At 71.8% G+C, this 21,446-nt stretch carries 15 protein-coding genes; 7 read left to right on the top strand and 8 right to left on the bottom strand.

Annotated elements, in window-relative coordinates; genetic code table 11:
- Positions 1 to 76 precede the first annotated feature (76 nt).
- A complete protein-coding gene (locus tag ACFTZL_RS19305; protein WP_382583972.1) occupies positions 77 to 511 on the bottom strand; it encodes a protease inhibitor in 435 nt (144 codons plus the stop codon).
- Positions 512 to 835: 324 nt separating this feature from the next.
- On the opposite strand from ACFTZL_RS19305, the gene ACFTZL_RS19300 reads away from it, so the two are divergent.
- The 4 genes from ACFTZL_RS19300 (at position 836) to ACFTZL_RS19285 (ending at position 5,163) form a co-directional block, all read left to right on the top strand.
- On the top strand, positions 836 to 1,393 hold the full coding sequence (locus tag ACFTZL_RS19300) for a hypothetical protein (RefSeq protein WP_382583970.1): 558 nt from the start codon (positions 836 to 838) through the stop codon (positions 1,391 to 1,393).
- 290 nt (positions 1,394 to 1,683) lie between these two features.
- Positions 1,684 to 3,228 carry a purine-cytosine permease family protein gene (locus tag ACFTZL_RS19295; protein WP_382583975.1) on the top strand — a complete coding sequence of 515 codons (1,545 nt, stop codon included), beginning with the start codon at positions 1,684 to 1,686 and terminating at the stop codon, positions 3,226 to 3,228.
- Positions 3,225 to 3,917 (top strand): alpha/beta fold hydrolase, encoded by a 693-nt coding sequence (locus tag ACFTZL_RS19290; protein WP_382583967.1) that lies wholly within the window; start codon positions 3,225 to 3,227, stop codon positions 3,915 to 3,917. The genes ACFTZL_RS19295 and ACFTZL_RS19290 overlap by 4 nt, the downstream gene beginning before the upstream one ends.
- 76 nt (positions 3,918 to 3,993) lie before the next feature.
- The gene (locus tag ACFTZL_RS19285) at positions 3,994 to 5,163 is read left to right on the top strand and encodes a lactate 2-monooxygenase (RefSeq protein ID WP_382583964.1); all 1,170 of its coding nucleotides are present in this window, start codon (positions 3,994 to 3,996) and stop codon (positions 5,161 to 5,163) included.
- A 40-nt stretch (positions 5,164 to 5,203) separates the two neighbouring features.
- Here ACFTZL_RS19285 and ACFTZL_RS19280 read toward each other — a convergent pair whose 3' ends face one another.
- The 3 genes from ACFTZL_RS19280 to ACFTZL_RS19270 all read right to left on the bottom strand — a co-directional run bounded on the left by ACFTZL_RS19280 (position 5,204) and on the right by ACFTZL_RS19270 (position 7,771).
- Positions 5,204 to 6,829, bottom strand: coding sequence for an RICIN domain-containing protein (locus tag ACFTZL_RS19280; protein WP_382583961.1), 1,626 nt, complete (start codon positions 6,827 to 6,829; stop codon positions 5,204 to 5,206).
- Positions 6,830 to 7,144: 315 nt separating this feature from the next.
- Positions 7,145 to 7,522, bottom strand: coding sequence for a toxin Doc (locus tag ACFTZL_RS19275; protein WP_184587070.1), 378 nt, complete (start codon positions 7,520 to 7,522; stop codon positions 7,145 to 7,147).
- 3 nt (positions 7,523 to 7,525) lie between these two features.
- Positions 7,526 to 7,771 carry a hypothetical protein gene (locus ACFTZL_RS19270; protein ID WP_184587072.1) on the bottom strand — a complete coding sequence of 82 codons (246 nt, stop codon included), beginning with the start codon at positions 7,769 to 7,771 and terminating at the stop codon, positions 7,526 to 7,528.
- Between the two features lie 152 nt (positions 7,772 to 7,923).
- Here ACFTZL_RS19270 and ACFTZL_RS19265 point away from each other — a divergent pair, with 152 nt between their 5' ends.
- Positions 7,924 to 8,856, top strand: a complete 933-nt coding sequence (locus ACFTZL_RS19265) for a sigma-70 family RNA polymerase sigma factor (protein ID WP_382583956.1) — start codon at positions 7,924 to 7,926, stop codon at positions 8,854 to 8,856.
- 19 nt (positions 8,857 to 8,875) lie between these two features.
- On the opposite strand, the gene ACFTZL_RS19260 is transcribed toward ACFTZL_RS19265, so the two are convergent.
- The 3 genes from ACFTZL_RS19260 to ACFTZL_RS19250 form a co-directional block, all read right to left on the bottom strand.
- Positions 8,876 to 9,667, bottom strand: coding sequence for an alpha/beta fold hydrolase (locus ACFTZL_RS19260; protein ID WP_382583953.1), 792 nt, complete (start codon positions 9,665 to 9,667; stop codon positions 8,876 to 8,878).
- A gap of 68 nt (positions 9,668 to 9,735) precedes the next feature.
- Complete coding sequence (locus ACFTZL_RS19255; protein ID WP_382583951.1) at positions 9,736 to 11,979, bottom strand: glycoside hydrolase family 9 protein; 2,244 nt, start codon at positions 11,977 to 11,979, stop codon at positions 9,736 to 9,738.
- A 147-nt stretch (positions 11,980 to 12,126) separates the two neighbouring features.
- Positions 12,127 to 15,216, bottom strand: coding sequence for a glycoside hydrolase family 2 TIM barrel-domain containing protein (locus tag ACFTZL_RS19250; RefSeq protein WP_382583948.1), 3,090 nt, complete (start codon positions 15,214 to 15,216; stop codon positions 12,127 to 12,129).
- A 257-nt stretch (positions 15,217 to 15,473) separates the two neighbouring features.
- Here ACFTZL_RS19250 and ACFTZL_RS19245 point away from each other — a divergent pair, with 257 nt between their 5' ends.
- Both ACFTZL_RS19245 and ACFTZL_RS19240 read left to right on the top strand, forming a co-directional pair.
- The gene (locus ACFTZL_RS19245; RefSeq protein ID WP_382583946.1) at positions 15,474 to 17,861 is read left to right on the top strand and encodes a SpoIIE family protein phosphatase; all 2,388 of its coding nucleotides are present in this window, start codon (positions 15,474 to 15,476) and stop codon (positions 17,859 to 17,861) included.
- Between the two features lie 24 nt (positions 17,862 to 17,885).
- Complete coding sequence (locus tag ACFTZL_RS19240) at positions 17,886 to 19,184, top strand: arsenic transporter (protein WP_382583944.1); 1,299 nt, start codon at positions 17,886 to 17,888, stop codon at positions 19,182 to 19,184.
- 11 nt (positions 19,185 to 19,195) lie between these two features.
- On the opposite strand, the gene ACFTZL_RS19235 is transcribed toward ACFTZL_RS19240, so the two are convergent.
- The gene (locus ACFTZL_RS19235; protein ID WP_382583941.1) at positions 19,196 to 21,271 is read right to left on the bottom strand and encodes a ricin-type beta-trefoil lectin domain protein; all 2,076 of its coding nucleotides are present in this window, start codon (positions 21,269 to 21,271) and stop codon (positions 19,196 to 19,198) included.
- Positions 21,272 to 21,446 lie beyond the last annotated feature (175 nt).

Below are 21,446 nucleotides of genomic sequence, written 5' to 3'. Positions count from 1 at the left end.
TCGCAGATCCCCGCGACGACAACCCGGCTCCCCAGCAACGGGCCGCCTACTTCACGGGAACAGCGCGATCCCGGTCTCAGAACGCGAAGAGGCCCGAACCGTGGGCGTTCTTCACGCAGTCGTTGGAGAAGGTGCGCTCATAGGAGACGCGCTTGCCCTGCCAGACGCCGTCGACGGTGATGACCACGGGGTCGTACTGCTTGGTGCACATCACTCCGTCCCTGGCGGTCAGGGCGTCGATGTTCCCGCCGACGCCCCGTAGTTCCGTACAGGCCGAGCCGGCGGCCGGGTGCGTGCCGCTGGGCATCGGGGCACAGGTCAGGGTGACCGCGCGTTCCGGGGTCACGGCGATCGCGCTCTCACCGTGGCCCACCGTGAGAACGAGGGCCGACGGGGCGTAGAGCGCGGTGGGGGCCTGACCCGGACTGGCGAGCGCGGACCCGGTGAGGGGTCCGCAGACGGCGGTGGCCGTCAGGCCGAGGGTCATGGCCCAGCGCGCGGTGTTCCGCATTGTGTGCATCCTTCCGCTCGATTACAGGGTGTGCCGACCCGTGCTCGTTCGGTGCCGGATCGGCGAGCGCGAGTCTGCCGAGTCCACCGCCGAAACACACATCGACCCCACCGGTTTCAGTAACATTGCGTATTGAATCAGTGGCGTGAAGTTACGGAATCCGCACGGGTGAAGCCCGTAACCGCACGGTCTCCGGGGACACGATGCGGCCAGATGGCTGATTTCCGGCTGCTCGTTAATAGGCCTGAAACATTCCGATTCCGCTCTCAGCCGACCACTTCGTAGCCCCTTGTGTTCATGCTCAGGGCGAGTAATCGTCATTACATGATTACGAAAGAGCAGCGAGAGAAGCTGCGCGGCTGGTTCGCCGGCCGCCTTCCCGACGACCTCTTCGAGGAACTGACCGAGCTCACGGTCGACCGCGAGGAGATCACCGCGATCGGCCGCATCCCCGAACCCCGGCTGGCGGAGGACGCTCCGGACGCCGAACGGGAGGCGGCCCTGGAAAGCCGGGTACAGGAGTTCCGGGAGCGCACCCGCGAGGACCGGATGGCCGTGGCCCGGGAGGCCGAGCACCGGTTCGGCCGGAAGGTGTCCTGGGGTGTGGAGTGCGGTGGACGGCGCGCGCTCTTCACGCACGTGGCCGCGCCGGTGATGACGCGGCTGCGCCAGCCGGAGCGCCAGGTCCTCGACACCCTGATCGCCGGCGGCGTCGCCCGCAGCCGCAGCGACGCGCTGGCCTGGTGCGTGCGTCTGGTCCAGCGTCATACGGACGACTGGCTCGCGGAGTTGCGCGACTCCCTCGAACACGTGCAGCGGGTGCGGGCTCAGGGACCGGACGCCGAGACGGACCGCACGCCGCCCGCGGACGACGAGGAGTGACCGAGGAGTGGAGGAATCGTCCAACGACAACACCGAGAATGGATGAACCGTCCTCTGGCGTCGCCCACCCGTGATCATTTACGGTCGGCAGACCCCATGAGGACGGCATCCGCTCGCCGCCGCACACCCAGGCGTCCGGTGAGCGGCCGTCCGCCCCGCAACCGCGCCACGCCGCGCTCCACCGCCCCGTCTCCGCTGGAGCCCTCTTGTCCTCGCCGGCCGAACGCCCCGCAGACGCCGACCGTCCCGAAGACGCCGGCCGCCCCTCCCCCGCCGCGTCTCCCCCGTCCCTGACGGAGGTCGAGACCCACGGCGTCGACCTGATCCCCGACGCCGAGCGCTCCGCGACCCCGCTGGACCTGTTCCGGCTCTCCTTCGGCGGCGCCAACACCTTCTCCACCTGCGTCCTCGGCGCCTTCCCGATCCTGTTCGGCCTCTCCTTCTGGCAGGGCCTCGCGGCCACCCTCCTCGGGGTCGTGGTGGGCGCGCTGATCCTGTGTCCGATGGCGGTGTTCGGCCCCGTCAACGGCACCAACAACGCCGTCTCCTCGTCCGCGCACCTCGGCGTGCACGGCCGCGTGGTCGGCTCGTTCCTGTCCCTGCTGACGGCCGTCGCGTTCTTCTCCATCTCGGTGTGGAGCTCCGGCGACGCCCTGGTCGGCGGCGCCCACCGGCTCTTCGGGCTCGGCCGGGACGACCTGTCCTACGCCGTCGCCTACGCGCTGTTCGCGGGGCTGGTCCTCGCCGTGTGCGTGTACGGCTTCCGGTTCATGCTGTTCGTCAACAAGATCGCGGTGACCTCGGCGAGCGCCTTGTTCCTGCTCGGCGCGGTGGCGTTCGCGGGGGACTTCGACCCGTCGTACGCGGGCGCCTTCACCGACTCGGCGGACGCGGCGACGACGGATCTGTTCTGGCCGTCGTTCATCGGGGCGGCGCTGATCGTGCTGTCGAACCCGGTGTCGTTCGGGGCGTTCCTCGGCGACTGGTCGCGCTACATCCCGGCGAGCGCCCCGCGCCGGAGGGTGGTCGGGGCCGCGTTCCTGTCGCAGCTCGCGACGCTGCTGCCGTTCCTGTTCGGTCTGACGACCGCCAGCATCATCGCGGACAAGGCGCCGGAGTACGTCGATCCGGCGACCCCCGACTTCGTGGGCGGGCTGCTCGCGATCTCCCCGGGCTGGTTCTTCCTGCCGGTGTGCCTGCTGGCGCTGATCGGCGGCATGGCGACGGGCACGACGGCGCTGTACGGCACCGGGCTCGATTTCTCGTCGGTGTTCCCGAGGCTGTCCCGGGTCCAGGCGACGCTGCTGGTCGGCGCGTTGTCGATCGCGTTCATCTTCGCCGGCCGGTTCGGGCTCGACCTCGTACGCTCCATCTCGACCTTCGCCACGATGATCATCACGTGCACCACACCGTGGATGGTCGTGATGATGCTGGGCTACTGGACGCGGCGCGGCTGGTACGACCCGGAGGCGCTCCAGGTCTTCAACCGCCGTCAGCGCGGTGGCCGTTACTGGTTCGCGCGCGGCTGGAACTGGCGGGGCATGACCGCCTGGTGGGTGGCGGCGCTGCTCGGCGTGCTCTTCACCAACATCCCCGGGCAGTTCGTCGGCCCGCTCGGTGACCTGGCGGGCGGTGTCGACATCAGCCTGCCGCTGTCGCTGGTCGTGGCGGCGGTGCTGTTCCTGACACTGTTGTGGCTGTTCCCCGAGCCGCGGGCCGTGTACGGGCCCGAGGGCGCCCGGCTGGCCCGGACCGTCGAGGTGCCGGTGCCGCCGATCACGGGGCCCGGCGCCGAGGGGGCGTTGTCAGACCCCACGGCTAAGTTGTCGGCATGACCGACTTCGTACTGGTGGCGGGGACATGGCTCGGGGCGTGGGCGTGGGACGAGGTGGCGGCCGAGCTGCGCGCGGCCGGGCACGACGTGCATGCCGTGACGCTGTCGGGCCTCGCCGAGAAACAGGAACTGCCCGCGGGGCAGCAGACGCACGTCCAGGACATCGTCGACGAGGTCGAGCGGCTCGATCCGCGGGACGTCGTCCTGGTCGGGCACAGCTACGGGGGCGTCCCGGTCGGGCAGGCGGCCGAGCGGATCGGCGACCGGCTGGCCCGGGTGGTCTTCGTCGACGCCATGGTCCCGGTCGACGGCGAGTCGGCCCTCTCGGGCTGGCCGAGCGAACCGGTGCGGGAGGCGATCGCCGCGAGCGGCTTCTGGCCGCCGCAGACCGCGCCCGACTACGCGGGACAGGGTCTGACGGACGAGCAGATCGCCCGGATCGTGACCGGCTCGACCCCCCACCCGGGCGCCACGGCGACCGAGCCGGCCGTGCTGCGGGGTGACCTCGGCGAGCTCCCGGCGACGTACATCAAGTGCCTGCTCGACGGTGACGAGCCGATGCCCGTGGTGGCGGAGTTGCTCAAGAGCGACCGCTGGGAGCTGATCGAGATGGACACCGGCCACTGGCCGATGTTCTCCCGGCCGCGCGAACTGGCACGCGTCCTGCACGAGTCGGCGGCCCGACCCTGATCACTCCCGTCCTGCCTACCGGTCGGTATGGTCGGCGTACTGCGCGTTCTCAGCGACGAGAGGCGGGACGGACGCCATGGCGAAGCACTGGGCGGACTTCCAGTACGAGATCTATCTCAACGGGATGACGGGTGCCGTGCCGCGCCTGCCCACCGATCTGACCCGGCTGGAGGAACTGACCGAACAGCGGCTCGGGCCCGGCCCGGTCGGCTATGTGGCGGGCAGCGCGGGGAACGGCAGCACCGCCCGCGCCAACCGGGCGGCCCTGGAGCGTCGCCGGATCGTGCCGCGCATGCTGCGGGACGTGCACGAACGGGATCTGTCGGTCGAGGTGCTGGGCCGCGCCCTGCCCGCCCCGCTGGCGCTGGCCCCGGTCGGCGTGCTGTCGATCATGCACCCGGACGCCGAACCCGCCGCTGCCCGGGCCGCCGCCGCGCAGGGCGTGCCGTACATCCTGTCGTCCGCGTCGAGCACGCCCATGGAGCAGGTCGCCGAGGCGATGGGCGACGCGGAGCGGTGGTTCCAGCTGTACTGGCCCAAGGACCCGGAGGTGGCCCGCAGTTTCCTGGGCCGGGCGAAGGCGGCCGGGTTCAGCGTGCTCGTCGTCACCCTGGACACACCTCTGCTGTCGTGGCGGCCCCGCGATCTCGACCAGGCGTACCTGCCCTTCCTCCACGGCGTGGGCACGGCCAACTACTTCTCGGACCCGGCCTTCCAGGCGGGTCTGGCCAAGCCGGTGCACGAGGACCCGAACGCGGCCGTGATGCACTTCGTCGGCATGTTCTCCGACCCGGCCAAGTCCTGGCCGGACCTGGCGTTCCTGCGGGAGAACTGGGACGGCCCGATCGTCCTCAAAGGCGTCCTGCACCCGGACGACGCGCGGCTGGCCGCGGAGGCGGGCATGGACGGCGTCGTCGTCTCGAACCACGGCGGCCGCCAGGTGGCGGGGTCCGTGGCCGCGGCCGACGCGCTGCCCCGTGTCGTGGACGCGGTCGGCGACCGGCTCACCGTCCTCTTCGACAGCGGCGTCCGCACCGGCGACGACGTCTTCAAGGCCCTCGCGCTGGGCGCACGGGCGGTGCTCGTCGGACGCCCGTACGTCTACGGTCTCGGGCTCGACGGGCAGCCCGGCGTCGAACACGTCATCCGCTGCCTCCTGGCCGAACTCGACCTCACCCTGGCCCTGTCGGGCCACGCCACGCCTGCGACGATCGGTCCGGCCGACCTGACGGAGGCGCCGGCCTGAGGTGTGGGCGGGGGCGAGGCCGAGTTCACCGCTCGGCCGTTCAGCCGTTCGGCGCCGTCACCTGCCGTGCGGTCGGGACGTCCTCCTCCGCGATCGACAGGGAACCCGCCGCCGTGGGCACGGGCTCCGGCTGCCAGCGCTGTTCGTCGGACCGGTCGCGGACCTTGACGACGATGTCGGCGTCCGGGTCGTCGTTGGTGGAGGTGATGGCGAGCTGCTCGCCCCAGCGGGGCAGCAACTCCCCTTGCACGGTGAGGTCGTAGCGCACGTCCTCGCCCCGCTCGGCGTCCTCCTCGGCGCAGGTGCCGAGCACGACGACGCCGGCGTCCTTGTGCGAGTCCAGGCACAGCCCGGGATCGGCGACGCTGCGCAGCAGCCCGTCGTTCTCGTACGTCCACTGCTGGGTCCACGCCGTCGAGCACGAGGCCAGCTTCGCCCCCGAGCCCTCCTTCGGCAGGTCCCGGATGTCGAGGCACAGGTCGGCGCCCGCGTTGCGCAGCCGCGTCACGCCCGGGGCCGTGGGCAGCCCGGCCGTGTCCGGCGGTGTCACGGAACCACCGCCGTTGCCGCCGGCGGCGCTGTTGGAACCGGCCGGGTCGGCCTGGCCGCCGTCGTACGAGGACGCGCTGATGATGAGCACCGTCGCCAGCACCCCGGCCGACACCGCGCCGACGCCCGAGAGCAGCGCCCGGGAGGAGCGCAGCGCGTCCGGGATCCGGACGCCCGGGACCCTGCGGGCGGGCATGGGAATCCGGGACAGCAGACGGTGGCGGGCGTTCCCGGAACGCCCGCCGCGCCGGCCGCCGCGACCGCCGCGCGTGCCGTGCGAGGCCCGGCCCGGGCGCGAGTCGAGATAGCGGCGCGCGCCCCAGCCGAGTACCGCTTCGGCGATCAACGGGCCAAGACCGCCCTCGAAATGGCTCAGCTGCTCGGCCGCGTTCCGGCAGTAGCGGCACTCCGCCAGATGCTGCTGGACGTCCGGGAGCAGTGCGCCGCCCCGTCTGATCGGGACGTCGAGGAGGCGGTTGTAGAACCGGCAATCATGGGTCGGCGCGAGTTCACGATGGGCATGTACACAACCCTCGCGGAATTTGTCACGCGCCTGTTCGAGGGCGGCCGACGCGAGGTCGGTATCCATGCTCAGCAGGCCGGCGGGGACGCTTAAATGATCTGCCTCGACCTCGACATGCCAGAGCAAACACCGCGCGGCGGCGGGAAGTGCCTGGAATGCCCGCTCCGCGAGTGCCCGATTTTCGGGCGTCATGGACGTCGCCGCGCGCAGCCCCCGCCCTCCGGCCGGTTTCTGCAGCGCCGGCAGTACTGCGGATATTCGATCGTCGCCGGACCACTCGCGGATCGTGTCGCGCACGGTCACCAGAAGGACCGGGCGCAGCGCGACGGCCGAGTCGCCGAAGGCGACGCGGTTGAGGGTCCGGTGGAAGGCGGTCCCGGAGACCATGGCGGCGACCTGCGCCGACGAGGCGAGACAGATGACCGCGTAGTCGTACACCGGCTGCCAGTGCCGCGCCATCAGCAGCGCGACGGAATGGGCGGCGACCTCGCCCTCCGGGCTGCCTCTCAGCGGGGTGGCGAGTGATTCATCGGATTCCCCGGGATCCCCGCCGGGCGGGGGATACGGGGGACGAGGGGGGTGGGGGGTGGGCACTGAGATGGTTCCTTCCCACGCGCAGGTGACACACAGAAGTCCTGCCGCCGAAAAAGGAGCCCGGTTGGTGCGAACCTTTTCTGGCGCAGCGCGGGAGGTGCGAATTCACCGGCGGCGAATCGGACCCGGTCCACAAATCACGTGCGACACCCGGCCATTCCCCCCGCACGTGTGTTTCACTCTTGCACAACCCCCACACGACCAACAAGGCGCCCGTGCAACATCCGGCCCATTGACAGAAAGTCAGAAACGGGGAACGCGCGTACATCGCTCGCACCCGTTTTCGACATTTCCGTGCGCCCTGTGTGAATCGGGTCAGATCTGCCAGGACCGCAGCCGGTCCGCCGCGCCGTAGACGTCGGTCGTGTGGGACATCAGGTCGCGGGCGAGGTCGACGAGGGCGCCGTAGGGCGGGTCGATGCCGACGCCGCTGACGAACATGTACGCCACGGCCGTCGCACAGGCGAAGCGGGCGTTGGCCGTGGGCAGCGGCCGCAGCACGGCGAGGGTGTGCAGCAGCGCGGCGGCCCGCCAGGCCGGGTCGGAGTTCACCCCGAGGCGCGGCGGGTCCACGCGGTGCCGGGCGACGGCGGCGACCAGCGCGGAGAAGTCGTTGACGGTGGGCTGGTCCGGCAGGACCTCCTCATGGCGCTGCAGCAGCCAGGGCACGTCGATATGGATGACGGGTGCCATCGGTCAGGCGGCCCGCCCTTCGTCCTTCGCGGGTGGTTCGTCGTCGGGGAAGGCGGCGGCGAACTCGTCGGCGTGGGTCGCGAAGAACCTGCGGAAGGCCTCCGCGCCCTCCTGGAGCGCCCGGTGGCGCGCTATGTCGGCCGCGGCCGCCTCCCGCACGAGCGCCTTCATCGACGTACCGCGCTCCTTGGCGATCTGCCGCAGGTCCTCAAGTTCGCGGTCGCTGAACTCCACGTTGAGAGCTGGCATGCCTTCAAGGTACCGCTCGGGTACTGACTCGTAAATACGACCAGGTCAGAGAGGAAATCAGACGGTACCGGGCAGCGGATCGGCCCGGCGATGTCACATTCCGGGTCCCCTACCCGGTCTCAGTGGTGAACGCGTCTCTGGGAGGTCCACGCATGACCGAGATCACCGCACCCGGCACCGACGCCCCGGTCGACGAGGCGACCGGGGTGTTCGTCGACCATCGCGAGCTGCTGTTCGGCGTCGTCTACAACATGCTCGGCAGTGTCGCCGACACCGAGGACGTCCTGCAGGAGACCTGGCTGTCCTGGACGGCCCGCGGCGGTGGCGCACCCCTGGCCGGCGTCGACAACCCCCGCGCCTATCTCGTGCGGGCGGCGGTCAACCACGCGCTGCGCCGCCGTGCCACGATCAGCCGCAGGCGGGAGACCTACGTCGGCCAGTGGCTGCCCGAGCCTCTGGTCGCCGAGGGCGAGGCCGACACCGCCGACGGGCCCGCCCTGCGCTCCGAGTCGGTGTCGCTGGCGATGCTGGTCGTCCTGGAGTCGCTGACCCCGCTGGAGCGCGCCGTGTTCGTCCTGGGCGAGGTGTTCGGCTACCCGCACGCCGAGATCGCGGAGGTCATCGACCGCTCCCCCGCCGCCGTACGGCAGTTGGCGCACCGGGCCCGGGAGCATGTGCACGCGCGGCGGCCGCGGTACGAGGCGCATCCGCGGGTGCGGCGGGAGGCGACCGAGCGGTTCGTGCGGGCGGCGCTGGGCGGGGACATCGCCGCGCTGATGGAGGTCCTCGCGCCGGACGTCACGGCGTGGACGGACGCCGGCGGCAAACGCAAGCCGGCGAGCCTGCGCCCGGTGCACGGCCGGGACAAGGTGGCCCGCCTGCTCACATCCGGGCGCGGCGGTCCGAGCAACCCAGTCTGGCGCTACCGCCGCGTCAACGGCGACGACGCCGCCGTGCTGTTCGACGGGGACGCGCCCTTCGCCGTCCTGGTGCTGGACCTCACCCCGGAGGGCGACCGGGTGCGCGGCATCTATGTCGTGGCCAATCCGGACAAGCTCGCCCACGTGCCCAAGGAGGACGCGTGAACGACCGGGGCCGGTCCGCTCAGGTCCGGGAGCGGCAGAACTCCCGGACGGTCCGGTTGAAGGCCTCCGGGGCTTCGATGTTGCTGAGGTGCCCGATGCCCGGAAGCACGACCAGCGTGGCGTGCGGGATCGCCGCCAGGAACGGGTGGGCGACCTGCTCCACCGGGGAGCGCGTGTCGAGCTCGCCCCACAGCAGGAGCGTCGGCACCGTGATCGTGGGCAGCAGGTCGCGCTGGTCGGCCTCGGCCATGACGGTGAGCTCGGTCCGCATGCTCTGGGGGCGCGTGTCGGCCGACATCACGGACATCAGGCGTACGGCTTCGGCGGGCGGCCGGCCCGCGAACAGGCCCGGCATGGTCGGCGCGAAGTCCTCGGCCGGAACCGCGAGCAACCGCTCCGCCCCCTCGACCCGCGCCCGCACCTCCGCCGCGGACAGCGAGCCCTTCCAGCCCGCGTACGTGTCGGCGAGGAGCAGCGTCCTGACGAGATCGGAGTGGTGCCGGTAGAGCTCCAGCACGATGGTCCCGCCCCAGGACAGGCCGAGGACATGGGCCGGGCCGAGGCCCACGTCCTTGATGACCGCCGCCAGACAGCGGGCGTAGTCGGCCAGGGTGAAGGAGGGAGGTACGTCGGAGGAGCGGCCGGCCCCCGGTTCGTCCCAGGCGACCACGGTGAACGCGTCGGCCAGGTCGGCGACCTGGCCACGCCAGAGGCGGGCGTCCGTCGTGGCACCGTGCACGAGCACCAGGGGCGGGCCCGAGCCCACCCGGTCGTAGGCGACCTCGATGCCGTCTACTCGCACCGCGTGCATGTGACCAGGCTACGCGCGGGTGCCGGGGGCGTCCTGTCGGCGGACTCCCCCGGCACCGGACACGTTCCCTACCCCTGGTCCGCCACGAAGGCGGCCATCCGGGTCAGGGCGGCGTTCCAGTTGATCGTGTGCTCATTGGTCGACCAGGACTGGATGTCGTCGATGTAGCAGAACTGTCCGACGCAGCCTTGGAGTTTGCTCTGTGCGTAGGGGTCCTGGATGCTCGAGTTCGGCCCGCCGGCGAGGGTGCCCCGCGGCGGGTGGGGCAGGCCGGGGTCGAGCTGGCGGGCGTACCAGCGGCTGTGCTGGTTCCGGGAGCTGACCTCGCCGTAGCCGGTGACGTAGGAGATGTTCAGCGCGTTGCGGCCGAGGATGTAGTCCATGCTCTGCAGTGCGCCGTCCCGGTACTTCGAGGCGCCGGTGATGTCGTACGCGGTGGCGAGGACGACGGCGTTGTTGAGGACCTGGTGGCTGGAGCCCCAGTCGTACTTGTTGCCGTCCGGCGCGTAGGGCATGCCGTAGGGCTGTGCCTTCAGGGTGGCCAGGTAGCGGTCGGCGCCCTTGACGACGGACTCGCGCACCTTGTCCCGGCCGGGCAGCTTGTTCGGCACCGTCGCGAGGTCGAGCCGGCCCGCCGCCCCGGTGCGGGCCCAGTCGAAGCCGAGGGGCTTGAAGATGTCGGCCGTGTGGACCGGGGACTTCAGGACGTACTCCTCGAACTGCTTCTCCCCCGTGCTGAGATACAGCTCGGCCGCCGCCCAGTAGAAGTCGTCGGTCACGTCGCTGTCGGGGTAGGCGCCGCCGCCGACGCCGTCGCTCTCGGAGGCGTAGCGGTCGGGGTGGGCGAGCGCCGCCGACCAGGCCTTGCGGGCGGCCGCCAGGGTCTGGTCGGCGAACGCCTTGTCGTAGGACCGGTACAGGCGGGCCGCCTGCGCGGCCGTGGCCGCCAGGTTCAGGGTGGCCGCGGTGGACGGCGGGTGCAGTTCACGCTTCTGCGGGTCGTCGCTCGGCAGCAACGGCAGTCCGGTCCACTGCTCGTCGTGCGTCTTGTGGTGGGCCATGCCGGCCAGCGGCTTCCCGGCGGGCACCTGCATCTTCAGCAGGAACTCCAGCTCCCAGCGGGCCTCGTCGAGGATGTCCGGGACCTTGTTGCCGCTCTCGGGGATGGCGAGCGTGCCGTCGCCGAGCTTGTCGGCGTCGCCGGTGCGGGCGTGCAGCGCGCGTTCGTGGGTGCTCAGCACCTCCCAGGTGGAGATGCCGCCGTTGACGACGTACTTGCCGTGGTCGCCGGCGTCGTACCAGCCGCCGCTGACGTCGAGCGAGTAGTCGCACACGCCGGGCCGGCACGGCACGGCGCTGTCGCCCTGGTTGGGGGCCACTCCCACGTGACCGGCCCGGCGGCCGTACCCGGGCCGCAGGTCCTCCCGGATCTCGATGCCGCTGCGCTGGGTGTAGTAGTACTTCGCCGAGTCCAGCCGGAGCCGCTCCCAGACGCTCGCGTCGACGTCGAAGGGGCGGCTGGTCTCGCCGTCGGCGACCAGGGTGAAGCCGGTGCCCTTCGTGCGGTACGCGCCGAAGTCGATCGAGTGGACGTTCTGCCCGGACGAGGCGTCGACCCCGCGCGGCACGGTCGTGCCCCGGGCGACCGCGGCACCGCGGGCGTTCTTCAGCTCCCAGGGCAGCTTCGCCGTGGCATCGGTGACCAGGGTGGCGTTCTTCGGCCCGGCGGGCAGATAGGCGACCTGGTTGACGCGGACCCGGGGGCCGGTGTCGGGCTCGTACGGCTCCGGCGCGACACCGCCCAGCAGCGAGACGTCGTCCATGCAGAAGCGCCAGGCGTCCGCGCTGCCGCCGAGCTGGAAGCCGACCTGGCCCTGGGCGGTGTCGACGGGCGAGGTGAAGGTGTAGGAGTAGCGGTCGCCGGAGACGCTGAGCTGCGGTGTCACCTCGTAGTAGGTGTCGTACGGGGACACCGACAGGCCCACGATCGCCCGCACCACGTGTCCGGCGGGCGTGCCGGTCGCACTGAACGAGAAGCGGTACGACTCCCCCTTCACCAGGGTGATGTCGTTCTGTCCGACGGCGGCGTCCCAGCGGTTGGCGGTGCCGCCGGGTACGTCGGCGCAGAGCCGGCCGTCGGACAGGCCCCCGGTGACGTTGCTGGTCGTCCACCAGGGGGCGGTGGTGGTGTCGAAGGTGCCGTTCTTGACCTGTTCGACCTCTTCGGCCCCGGCCGGTGCGGAGGGCAGCGCGGTGAGCGCGGTCGCAAGGAGTGCCGTCAGGGACAGCAGGGCGGTTCTGCGTCGTTTCACGTCTGGGCTCCTCTGGAGAGGTGCGGGTGGCGCTCGTCGTGGGAGCGCTCCCAGATGCGGATGCCCGCCATGGTTGTGGCTGATGTGACACCCCGTCAACGGTCCGGACGGGACTGGCTGTCCGCCGCCCGTCCGGACCGGTGCGGCCTAGGCCGTGTCCAGCCGGCTGATGCGCATCGCGCCCCGCGCCTCGCCGGGGTGGCGGCTCGTCAGGGTGAGCCGGATCCGGGAACCGCGGACGGCCTTGAAGGTGATCGCGGTGGGGGCGTCGGAGGCGGTGGCCCAGTCGATCGCGGTGTCCCGCACGGCCCGCCACGCCCGGCCGTCCCACACCGCCGCCTCGATCGCCGCGGGCAGGCTGTGGGTGGCGTCCACCGTGAAGAAGACGTCCACCCGGTCGAAGCCGCGGGTGCGCCCGTGGTCGACCGAGACCCAGTCCTCGCCGCGGGCCCCGTCGAAGGCGGGCAGCAGGGCCGTGGCCTGCTTGAAGAAGCCGTTGGACCAGCCGGTGGCCGGATCGCCGTCGAGCATGGCGGCGGGCAGGGTGTCCGGGCGGCCGGAGTAACTGGCCTCCGCGTGCGGGTAGTCCAGGGGAGCCGGATGCTCGGGCCCGAAGGCGGGCGGGGTCGTCTCGGCCCGGTCCCGGGCCGGGGTGGCGCGTACGGTCGCCGTGCCGGTGCGCAGACCGTCGGCGCGGGCCGTCACCTTCACCGTGCCCGTCCTCGTGCCGGAGCGGACGATGGCGAGGGCCTTGCCGTGGTAGGCGGTGCGGGTGCTCGCCTGGTAGCGCTCGGCGCTCTCCTGCCGGCCGTTGTCGAGCCCGGCCAGGGAGCCGCCCGCCACCTCGAAGGAGATCAGGTGCTCCGCGCCGGGCACCACGACACCGCGCCGGTCGACCACCTCGGCGGTCACGAAGACCAGCGAACGGCCGTCCGCGGCGGTGGACTCGCGGTCCGGTGTCAGGCGTATCGCGTGCGGGGCGCCGGCGGTGCGCAGCACATCGGTGGCGACCGTCTTGCCGTCCTTGCGCGCGACGGCCTTCAGCTCGCCCGGCTCGTAGGGCACCTTCCACGTCAGGTGCAGCTTTCCGGCACTGCCGTTCGGGCTGGTGTAGCTGCCGGGATAGGGGCCGTCGGTGAAGGTCTTGTCGTCGCCGGTCGCCTCGGTGGTCTCCAGGTACGCGCGGCCGTCGACGGTCTTCTTGGTGTCGAACCGCCGTACGCCCAGCGACTTTCCGTTGAGGAACAGCTCGACGGTGTCGACGTTGGCGTACGCCCAGACCTCGACCGTGTCGCCCTCGGCGTGGTTCCAGGTCATCGGGAGCAGGTGGACCATCGGCCGCTCGGTCCACTGGCTCCGGAAGAGGTGGTACATGTCCTTCGGGAAACCGGCGGTGTCGACCGCCCCGAAGAAGGAGGCCTTGACCGGGAAGACGTCGTACGGCGTGGGCTCGCCGATGTAGTCGATGCCCGACCACAGGAACTGCCCGGCGAACCACTTACGGTCCCGGTCCTTCTTGTGGCCGTACTCGCCGCTCATGGTCCAGGAGGCGAGGTTGTTGTCGTACGAGGAGGTCGCGCGCCGGCCCGGCGTGTAGTCCTCGCCGGTGTTGAGGTGCTCGGGCTCCTGGTAGGCGCCGCGCGTGGAGGTCTCCGAGGACGACTCCGACTCGAACAGGAACAGCTTGGGATAGCGGGCGTGCAGGGCGTCCACCGACTTGGCGGTGTTGTAGTTGAGGCCGAGGCCGTCGATCTTGGCGAGGATGAGATCGCCGGGAGAGCCCGGGGCGGGCACGCTGCGGTGCCGGTGGGAGCCGATCACGATCGGGCGGCTGACGTCGTAGGCCTTGATGGCGGCGATGAGCCGGTCGGCCATGGCGAGTCCGGCGGTGGAGGTGAACTCGGTGACCTCGTTGCCGATGGACCACATCAGGACGGCGGGCGAGTTGCGGGCGGCCAGGACCATCTCCGCGATGTCCTTGTCGGCCCACTCGTCGAAGAAACGGCCGTAGTCGTACCGCGTCTTGGGGCTCTTCCAGCAGTCGAACGCCTCCACCAGCATGACGATGCCGAGTTCCTCGCAGACCTCGATCATCTCCGGGGAGGGCGGGTTGTGGGAGGTGCGGAAGGCGTTGACGCCCATCGACCTCATGATGAGCAACTGCCGGCGGATGGCGTCCTTGCTGACGGCGGCGCCGAGGGCGCCCAGGTCGTGGTGGAGGTCGACGCCCTTGAGCTTGTGGTGGCTGCCGTTGAGGAAGAAGCCCTCGTCCGGGTCGAAGCGGAAGGTGCGGAAGCCGAAGGGCGTGCGGTAGGTGTCGGTGGTCCGGCCGCCGACGCGCAGTTCGGTGTGCAGGGTGTAGCGGTGCGGGGCCGCGATGTCCCACAGCTCGGGTCGCCGGACGGTGAGTTCGTGGGTCTCGGTCTGCTCGTCGGTGACGGCGACCGTGGAGGAGGTACGGGCGACCGTCCGGCCCTTCCGGTCGACGATCCGGGAGACGACCTCGACGTCCGCGCCCGCGCCCGACGCGTCGACGACCGAGGTGTCGATCCGTACGACGGCCCGCTCGGCGGAGATCTCGGGCGTGCGGACGCGGGTGCCCCAGCGGGCCACGTGCACCGGCTCGGTGATCACCAGGCGGGCCTCGCGGTAGATGCCGCTGCCCGAGTACCAGCGGCTGCTGGGGAGCCGGTTCTGGACCTTGACCGCGATCACGTTCTCGGTGGTGCCGTCGGTGTGCACCAGATCGGTGAGGTCGAAGGCGAAGCCGGTGTAGCCGTAGGGGTGGCGACCGGCCTCCTCGCCGTTGCAGTAGACGTGGGAGTCCATGTAGACGCCGTCGAACTCCACCGAGATCCGCTTGCCGGCGAGGGCGGGCGGCAGGGTGAAGGCGAGGCGGTACCAGCCGAGGCCGCCGGGCAGGAAGCCGGTGCCGCTGGTGGTGCCGTGCTCGGTGGTGGGGGCCTGCTCGATGCTCCAGTCGTGCGGGACGGCGACCTCGCGCCACCGGGAGTCGTCGTAGCCGGGAAGCGCGGCGTCGGCGTAGGCGCCGGTCGGGTCGGTGATGCCGCCCGGGTTGACCAGCGCGAAGCGCCAGCCGTCGCGCAGGGCGACGGTGCTGCGGCCGGACGCGCCGCGCGCCTCCTCGGCCGCCCACGCCTCCGGGGCACCGAGCAGTGCTCCGGCCGCGGGCGCGGCCGCGGAGGCGAGCAGGACCGATCTGCGCGTGACCGACATGGAGGCTCTCCCTCATTAAGGCCCAGAAGTACTCACAACTGATCGCGAACAAACAGATTCTGTCGAGGTGTCACACAGGGCCGTCAAGGGTGCGGCAACATCCTTCTGTCCCAGGCGCCACATCGGCCGGAATCACGCCTCGGCCCCGCACGGCCGGGCGCTGCCGGGGTTACCGGTTCACGTCGGGCGCCTACGGACTAGGCTGGAACTCAAGCGACCTCTCTGATCACTGTGAGTGTCCGTATGGAGTGGCGACGATGATCCCGGACGAGCCGTTGGACGATGGCGGGGCCGCCCGTGCCGTCATCGCCGCCGACGGAACGCTCACCGGGTGGAACGAAGGTGCCCGCCGTCTCCTGGGCCACACGTCCGCCGAGGTCCTGGGCCGCCCGGCCGCCGAGCTGCTGGCCGACGAAGCGGACGCGCCGCCCGCGCCCCACGATGCCCGCTGGAGCGGCATGCTCGCGCTGCGTCACCGCGACGGCCGTACGGTGTCCGTGTGGGTGCTCGCCCACCGCAGACCGCCGGAGGGCGAGACGGCCGAGTGGTTCGCGGTGTCCCCGCCGGAGGCCGCCGGTGCCGACCTGGCGGACGACCCGCTGGTGCGGGCGGCCCTCACCCAGTCACCCTGCGCCACGATGATCTTCGACGAGGAGCTGAGGCTGCGCGGCGTCAACGACGCCATGGCGGACCTCCTCGGAATGCCCGCCGACCGCCTGCGGGGGCTGAGACCCACCGACGTCGGCAGCCGGCCGCAGAACACCGAGCTCGAGGAGAATCTGCGCCGGGTGCTGAGCACCGGCCGGCGGCAGGACATGCAGACGTACATGAAGGCCAGCGGCGAGACCCGGGGCGCGCACGCCTGGCTGGCCCGCATCGCACCGCTCACCGACGCGTCGGGCCGGGTGCGGGGCGTGTGCGTGACCGCCCACGACTTCAGCGACCAGTACCGGTCACGGGAGCGGCTGCAACTGGTCAACGAGGCGAGCGTGCGCATCGGCACCACCCTCGACGTCACCCGTACGGCCCAGGAGCTGGCGGACGTGTGCGTCCCGGCGCTCGCCGACTTCGTCAGTGTCGACCTGCTCGACACCCGGGAGCACGGCGGCGAGTCCGCGGGGCCCTCCGGCCCACCGGTGAGTCTGCGCCGGGCCGCCCACCAGTCGGTCAACTCGGGCAGCCCCGAGGCCGTCACCAAGCCGGGACAGGTGGAGCTGTACCCGGCCTCCTCCCCGCAGGCCGCCTCGCTGATCGCCGGCCACGCGGTGGTGGCCTCGGGTTCGGAGGACGACCTCGAACGGTGGCTCTCCTGGGACCCGGTGCGTTTCCGTCGGGTCCGCGAGTACGGCATCCACTCCACGATGTCCGTCCCGCTCCAGGCCAGGGGCACGATCCTCGGGGTAGCGGTATTCACCCGCTTTCGGCGCCCCGAGAACTTCACGGACGACGATGTGCTGCTGGCCGAGGAGGTCACGGCCCGGGCAGCCGTCTGCATCGACAACGCGCGCCGCTACTCCCGCGAGCGGGAGACGACGCTCACGCTGCAGCGCAGTCTGCTGCCCCGCCACCTGCCGCGCACCGCCGCGGTGGAGGCGGCCTCCCGCTATCTGCCGGCCACCCGCTCCGGTGTGGGCGGCGACTGGTTCGACGTGATCCCGCTGTCGGGGATGCGGGTCGCCATGGTCGTCGGGGACGTCGTCGGCCACGGCATCCAGGCCTCGGCCACCATGGGCCGGCTGCGCACCGCCGTCCGCACCCTCGCCGACATCGACCTGGCCCCCGACGAACTGCTCACCCACCTCGACGACCTGGTCGTCCGGCTGTCCCAGGAGTCCGGCGGCGAAGAGGCGGCCGGCACCGGGGAGGTCGGCGCGACCTGCCTCTACGCGGTGTACGACCCGGTGTCGCGGCGCTGCACCCTGGCCCGGGCCGGGCACCCGCAGCCCTTCCTGGTCCCGCCGGACGGCCCGGCCCGGCAGCTCGACCTGCCCTCCGGTCCCCCGCTCGGTGTCGGGGGGCTGCCGTTCGAGAGCGCCGAGGTGGAGCTGCGGGAGGGCAGTGTCCTGGCGTTCCACACGGACGGGCTGCTCGCGAGCCGTGAACGGGACGGCGACACGAGCCAGCGGATGCTCCGCGAGGCACTGTCGGCCCCCGCCGGCTCGCTGGACGAGGTCTGCGACCGCGTGCTGCAGGCGCTGCTCCCCTCGGGCGGCTCCGCCGACGACGTGGCCCTGCTGCTGGCCCGCACCCGGGGTCTGCCGTCCTCCCAGGTGGCGACCTGGGACATCCCCGCCGATCCGGCGCTGGTGGCCCCCATCCGCAAGCAGGTCGTCGACCAGCTCGATCGCTGGGGGCTGACCGAGGCCACGTTCACCGCGGAGCTGGTGGTGAGCGAGCTGGTCACCAACGCCATCCGCTACGGCGCCAAGCCCATCCGGCTGCGGCTGATCCACGACGCGGGCACGCTGATCTGTGAGGTGTCCGACACCAACCACACGGCCCCGCACCTGCGCCGGGCCAAGACCTGGGACGAGGGCGGCCGCGGTCTGCTCCTGGTCGCCCAGCTCACCCAGCGCTGGGGCAGCAGGCACACCCCCGACGGCAAGACGATCTGGGCTGAGCTGACGATGCTCGACGCGATGTGAGCGTTCTTACCGGAGCCTGGTTTCATGGGCGGGCACCGCCTGAAACACGCCCCGGAGGACTCCGCCCTGAACACCCCGCTCGCCGAAGTCCTGTCCGTGGCGCTGCTGGCCGCGGTGCTCGTCTGGGCCGTCGTCCGTCCGAAGGGGCTGCCCGAGGCCGTACTGGCGGTTCCGGCAGCCGGGCTCGCGGTCGCCGTCGGGGTGATCTCCCCCACTCACGCGTGGGAGGAGATCCAGCGGCTGGGACCCGTGGTCGGATTCCTCGCGGCCGTGCTGGTGCTCGCCCACTTCTGCGACGTCGAGGGACTGTTCACGGCGTGCGGGGCGTGGATGGCCCGCTGGGCGGCGGGGCGTCCCGGGCGGCTGCTGACCGCGGTGTTCGCACTGGCCTCCGTCATCACGGCCGTGCTCAGCCTGGACGCCACGGTCGTCCTGCTGACACCGGTCGTGCTCGCCACCGCCACCAGGATGGGCGTCCAGGCCCGGCCCCACCTCTACGCGTGCGCGCATCTGTCGAACACCGCCTCACTCCTGCTGCCGGTCTCCAACCTGACCAACCTCCTCGCCTTCACGGCGAGCGGGCTGAGCTTCACCCGGTTCACGGCCCTGATGGCCCTGCCCTGGCTGGTCGCCATCGGTGCCGAGTACTTGATCTTCCGGCGCTTCTTCGCCCGGGAACTGGCCGCTCCTCTCCCCGCCGTCGAACCCGGGCGGCCTCCCGAGCTGCCGCTGTTCGCCCTGGTCACGGTGGGCTGCACACTGGCCGGGTTCGTCGTGGCCTCCGCCGTCGGGGTCGCACCGGCGTGGGCCGCGCTGGCGGGTGCGCTGGTGCTGGCCGGGCGGGCGCTGCTGCGGCGGCGGGCCACCCCGCTGACGGTGGTGCGCTCCGCGTCCCCGGCCTTCCTGGCGTTCGTGCTCGCGCTCGGCGTCGTCGTGCGCGCGGTCGTCGACAACGGGCTCGCCGACGCGCTCCACCGTGTGCTGCCCGACGGCTCGGGCCTGCTCGCGCTGCTGGGCGTGGCCGCGCTGGCCGCCGTCCTGGCGAACCTCATCAACAACCTGCCCGCGGTGCTGGTGCTGCTGCCGCTGACCGCCGGGGCCGGTCCCGGTGCCGTGCTGGCGGTGCTGCTCGGGGTGAACATCGGCCCCAACCTGACCTACGCCGGATCGCTGGCGACCCTGCTGTGGCGGCGGATCGTGCAACAGCACGGGCACCGCGTCGAGCTCGGGGAGTTCACCCGGCTCGGGCTGCTCGCGGTACCCGCCACGCTGGTGCCGGCCGTGGTGGCGCTGTGGCTGTCGCTGGGGGTCGTCGGGGGCTGAGTCGCGCCCGGTCAGCGGCCGCGACCGCCGTACCCATAGCCGTAGCCGGGGTAGCCGTGGTCGCCGTTCCCGGAGCAGTAGTAGCCGTAGTAGCCGTAGTAGTGGCACGTGGTGCTGGGCGACGGGCTCGGGGGCGCCGGCCGGGACGTCGACGGAGTGGCGGTCGGGGTGGGGGTCGGCTCGGCTGTCCTCGTCGGTGTGGGGGTGGGGGTCGGGGTGGGCGCGGGCCGCGGCACCGGAGCGGCGGCTTCCCAGTTGACGACCTCCATCTGGAGATCGGTCTTGGAGGTGTCGATCACCCAGCGCTGGACCTCGTCGTCCGCCCGGGTCTTGAGGACCAGGGCCCCCGACCCGTCGGTCGCGGCCGGGGCCAGGGCGAGCTCCTGGTCCCGGCGGGGCACCAGCGCGCCCTGGAGGATGAAGTCGTAGCTGATGTCCTTGGCGTCGGGCCGGGACGGGCCCGTGCAAGGGGCCAGCCGCACCGAATAGCCGAGTCGCGAGTCCAGGCACAGGTCGGGGGCGGCACCGTTGCGCAGCAGCCCGTCGGTCTCGTACGTCCACTGCTGGGCGGGGGCCGAGGAGCAGGTGGTGAGTTCTGCCTCCGCGTTCTCGACGGCCTTCTTGCCGTCGATGCCGACGCACAGGCCCGAGGCGACGTTGTGCAGCCGGCCGCGCAGCGCGCCCTTGCGTGCCTCGCCCGCCCCGATCCAGGACGGGTCACCGGTCGGCTCGGCCGCGCCCGGGTCGGATGCCTCGGAGGGCCGGTCCGCCCCGGCCGGCGGGGCGACGTCGCCGGAGTTGCCGATGGACCACAGGACCAGCGGGAGGACGACCAGGCCGCTGACGGTCAGGATGCCCACGGTGAGGTTACGGCGGCGGGCGGCACGGCGGGCCGCCTTGTGGGCGGATCTGCGGGAGGCGGTGCGGGGTCCCACGGCGTCCGGGCCGGGGACCGTTCCACCGGCCGATGCGGGCGCGTCGGGTGGGACGGCGGGGAATGCCTCATGGGCGTGGACCATGGCCTGCGCCTGGTCCTGCGTCTGTTCCTGCATCCGGGCCGGGACCTGCGGTGGGGCCCCCGCTTCCCCTCCGGCTGCGGGAGCGGGTCGCGCGGCCACCGGGTCGACGGGGTCGGTGAACGACTCTCCGACCGCGCCGGCGAGGAGGACGGGGTCCGGGAACGCCGCACGCGCGGCACCGGCCGGTTCCGTGCCGGCCGTGTCCCCGGGAACGCTCTCCGGGAGGGCCTCCGCGGCACTGTGCGACGCGCTCTCCACGTAGTCCTGCCCGCCCCAGCCCAGCACCGCCTCCGCCAGGGCGACGCCGAGCCCGTGGTTGAACCGGTCGAGCTGGTCCGCGGTGGCACTGCAGTGCCCGCATCCCTCGATATGCGCGCGTAGATCGGGGTCGATGTCGAGGGCGCCACGTCTGTACGTCACGTCGAGCAGGCGCAGATAGCGCCGGCATTCCTCGTCGGGGGCGAGTTCGCGGTGCAGCTGGAGGCACTCCTCGCGCATCCGGTCACGGGCCCGGCCCAGTTCGACGCGTGCGCCCTCCTCGTCGAGGCCGAGCAATCCGGCGGGAGCCGCGAGCGGTTCGGCCTCGACCTCGACGTGCCACAGCAGGCAGCGGGCCGACTGGGGCAGCCGCTGAAAGGCCCCGGACAGCAGGCGCCGGTGCTGCGGCGGCAGCAGCCGGGCGGCCGGCCGCTCCCCGTCACCGGCCTCGGACCACAGATCCGGGTGGAGCATGTCGCGTCGGTGGTCGGTGGCCCACTCGGCCGCGATCCGCCGCACGGTGACGAGCAGTTGGGGCCGCCAGGCGGATGTCGGGCCGTTCTGGCGCAGGCTTTCGCCGAAGAGCCGGGTGAAGGCGGCGGTGGTGAGCATTCCGGCGAAATGCGGACCGCCGGTGCACAGCCGGGCGTAGGCGAAAGCCGCCTCCCAGTGCCGGTCCAGCAGCTCGCCGACGGGATGAAGCGCGGGCGTGGCGCCCGTCCACTTCCTGAGCTCGGCGCTCAGTTGCTCGTCCGTCGGGCCGAACCTTCGGGCCGGGGCCGGGGAATTCGACGGACTTGCGTCGTTCACGGCTGCATTCCTCTCAAGGACATGCGGAATAAAGTCCATACCAAGGGGTATGCGGCACGGCGGCCTCGCGCATACGAAAGAACGGCGTGCTGTCCGCACGCCGACAGGGCACACCTTTGCACAGCTCAGCGACAGGGAACAAGGGATCTCGCGGTTTCGTGCATTACGTAGGCGC

It is taken from the genome of Streptomyces sp. NPDC056948, assembly GCF_042674225.1.
Lineage (GTDB): Bacteria > Actinomycetota > Actinomycetes > Streptomycetales > Streptomycetaceae > Streptomyces > Streptomyces purpurascens.
This window is presented reverse-complemented; position numbering and strand designations above follow the sequence as displayed.

What these genes read in the sequence shown, in the direction of transcription:
- ACFTZL_RS19305 (WP_382583972.1), bottom strand. Translation starts at nt 511, where the DNA reads ATGCGGAACACCGCGCGCTGGGCCATGACCCTCGGCCTGACGGCCACC.
- ACFTZL_RS19300 (WP_382583970.1), top strand. Translation starts at nt 836, where the DNA reads ATGATTACGAAAGAGCAGCGAGAGAAGCTGCGCGGCTGGTTCGCCGGC.
- ACFTZL_RS19290 (WP_382583967.1), top strand. Translation starts at nt 3,225, where the DNA reads ATGACCGACTTCGTACTGGTGGCGGGGACATGGCTCGGGGCGTGGGCG.
- ACFTZL_RS19285 (WP_382583964.1), top strand. Translation starts at nt 3,994, where the DNA reads ATGGCGAAGCACTGGGCGGACTTCCAGTACGAGATCTATCTCAACGGG.
- ACFTZL_RS19275 (WP_184587070.1), bottom strand. Translation starts at nt 7,522, where the DNA reads ATGGCACCCGTCATCCATATCGACGTGCCCTGGCTGCTGCAGCGCCAT.
- ACFTZL_RS19270 (WP_184587072.1), bottom strand. Translation starts at nt 7,771, where the DNA reads ATGCCAGCTCTCAACGTGGAGTTCAGCGACCGCGAACTTGAGGACCTG.
- ACFTZL_RS19265 (WP_382583956.1), top strand. Translation starts at nt 7,924, where the DNA reads ATGACCGAGATCACCGCACCCGGCACCGACGCCCCGGTCGACGAGGCG.
- ACFTZL_RS19260 (WP_382583953.1), bottom strand. Translation starts at nt 9,667, where the DNA reads ATGCACGCGGTGCGAGTAGACGGCATCGAGGTCGCCTACGACCGGGTG.
- ACFTZL_RS19250 (WP_382583948.1), bottom strand. Translation starts at nt 15,216, where the DNA reads ATGTCGGTCACGCGCAGATCGGTCCTGCTCGCCTCCGCGGCCGCGCCC.
- ACFTZL_RS19245 (WP_382583946.1), top strand. Translation starts at nt 15,474, where the DNA reads ATGATCCCGGACGAGCCGTTGGACGATGGCGGGGCCGCCCGTGCCGTC.
- ACFTZL_RS19240 (WP_382583944.1), top strand. Translation starts at nt 17,886, where the DNA reads ATGGGCGGGCACCGCCTGAAACACGCCCCGGAGGACTCCGCCCTGAAC.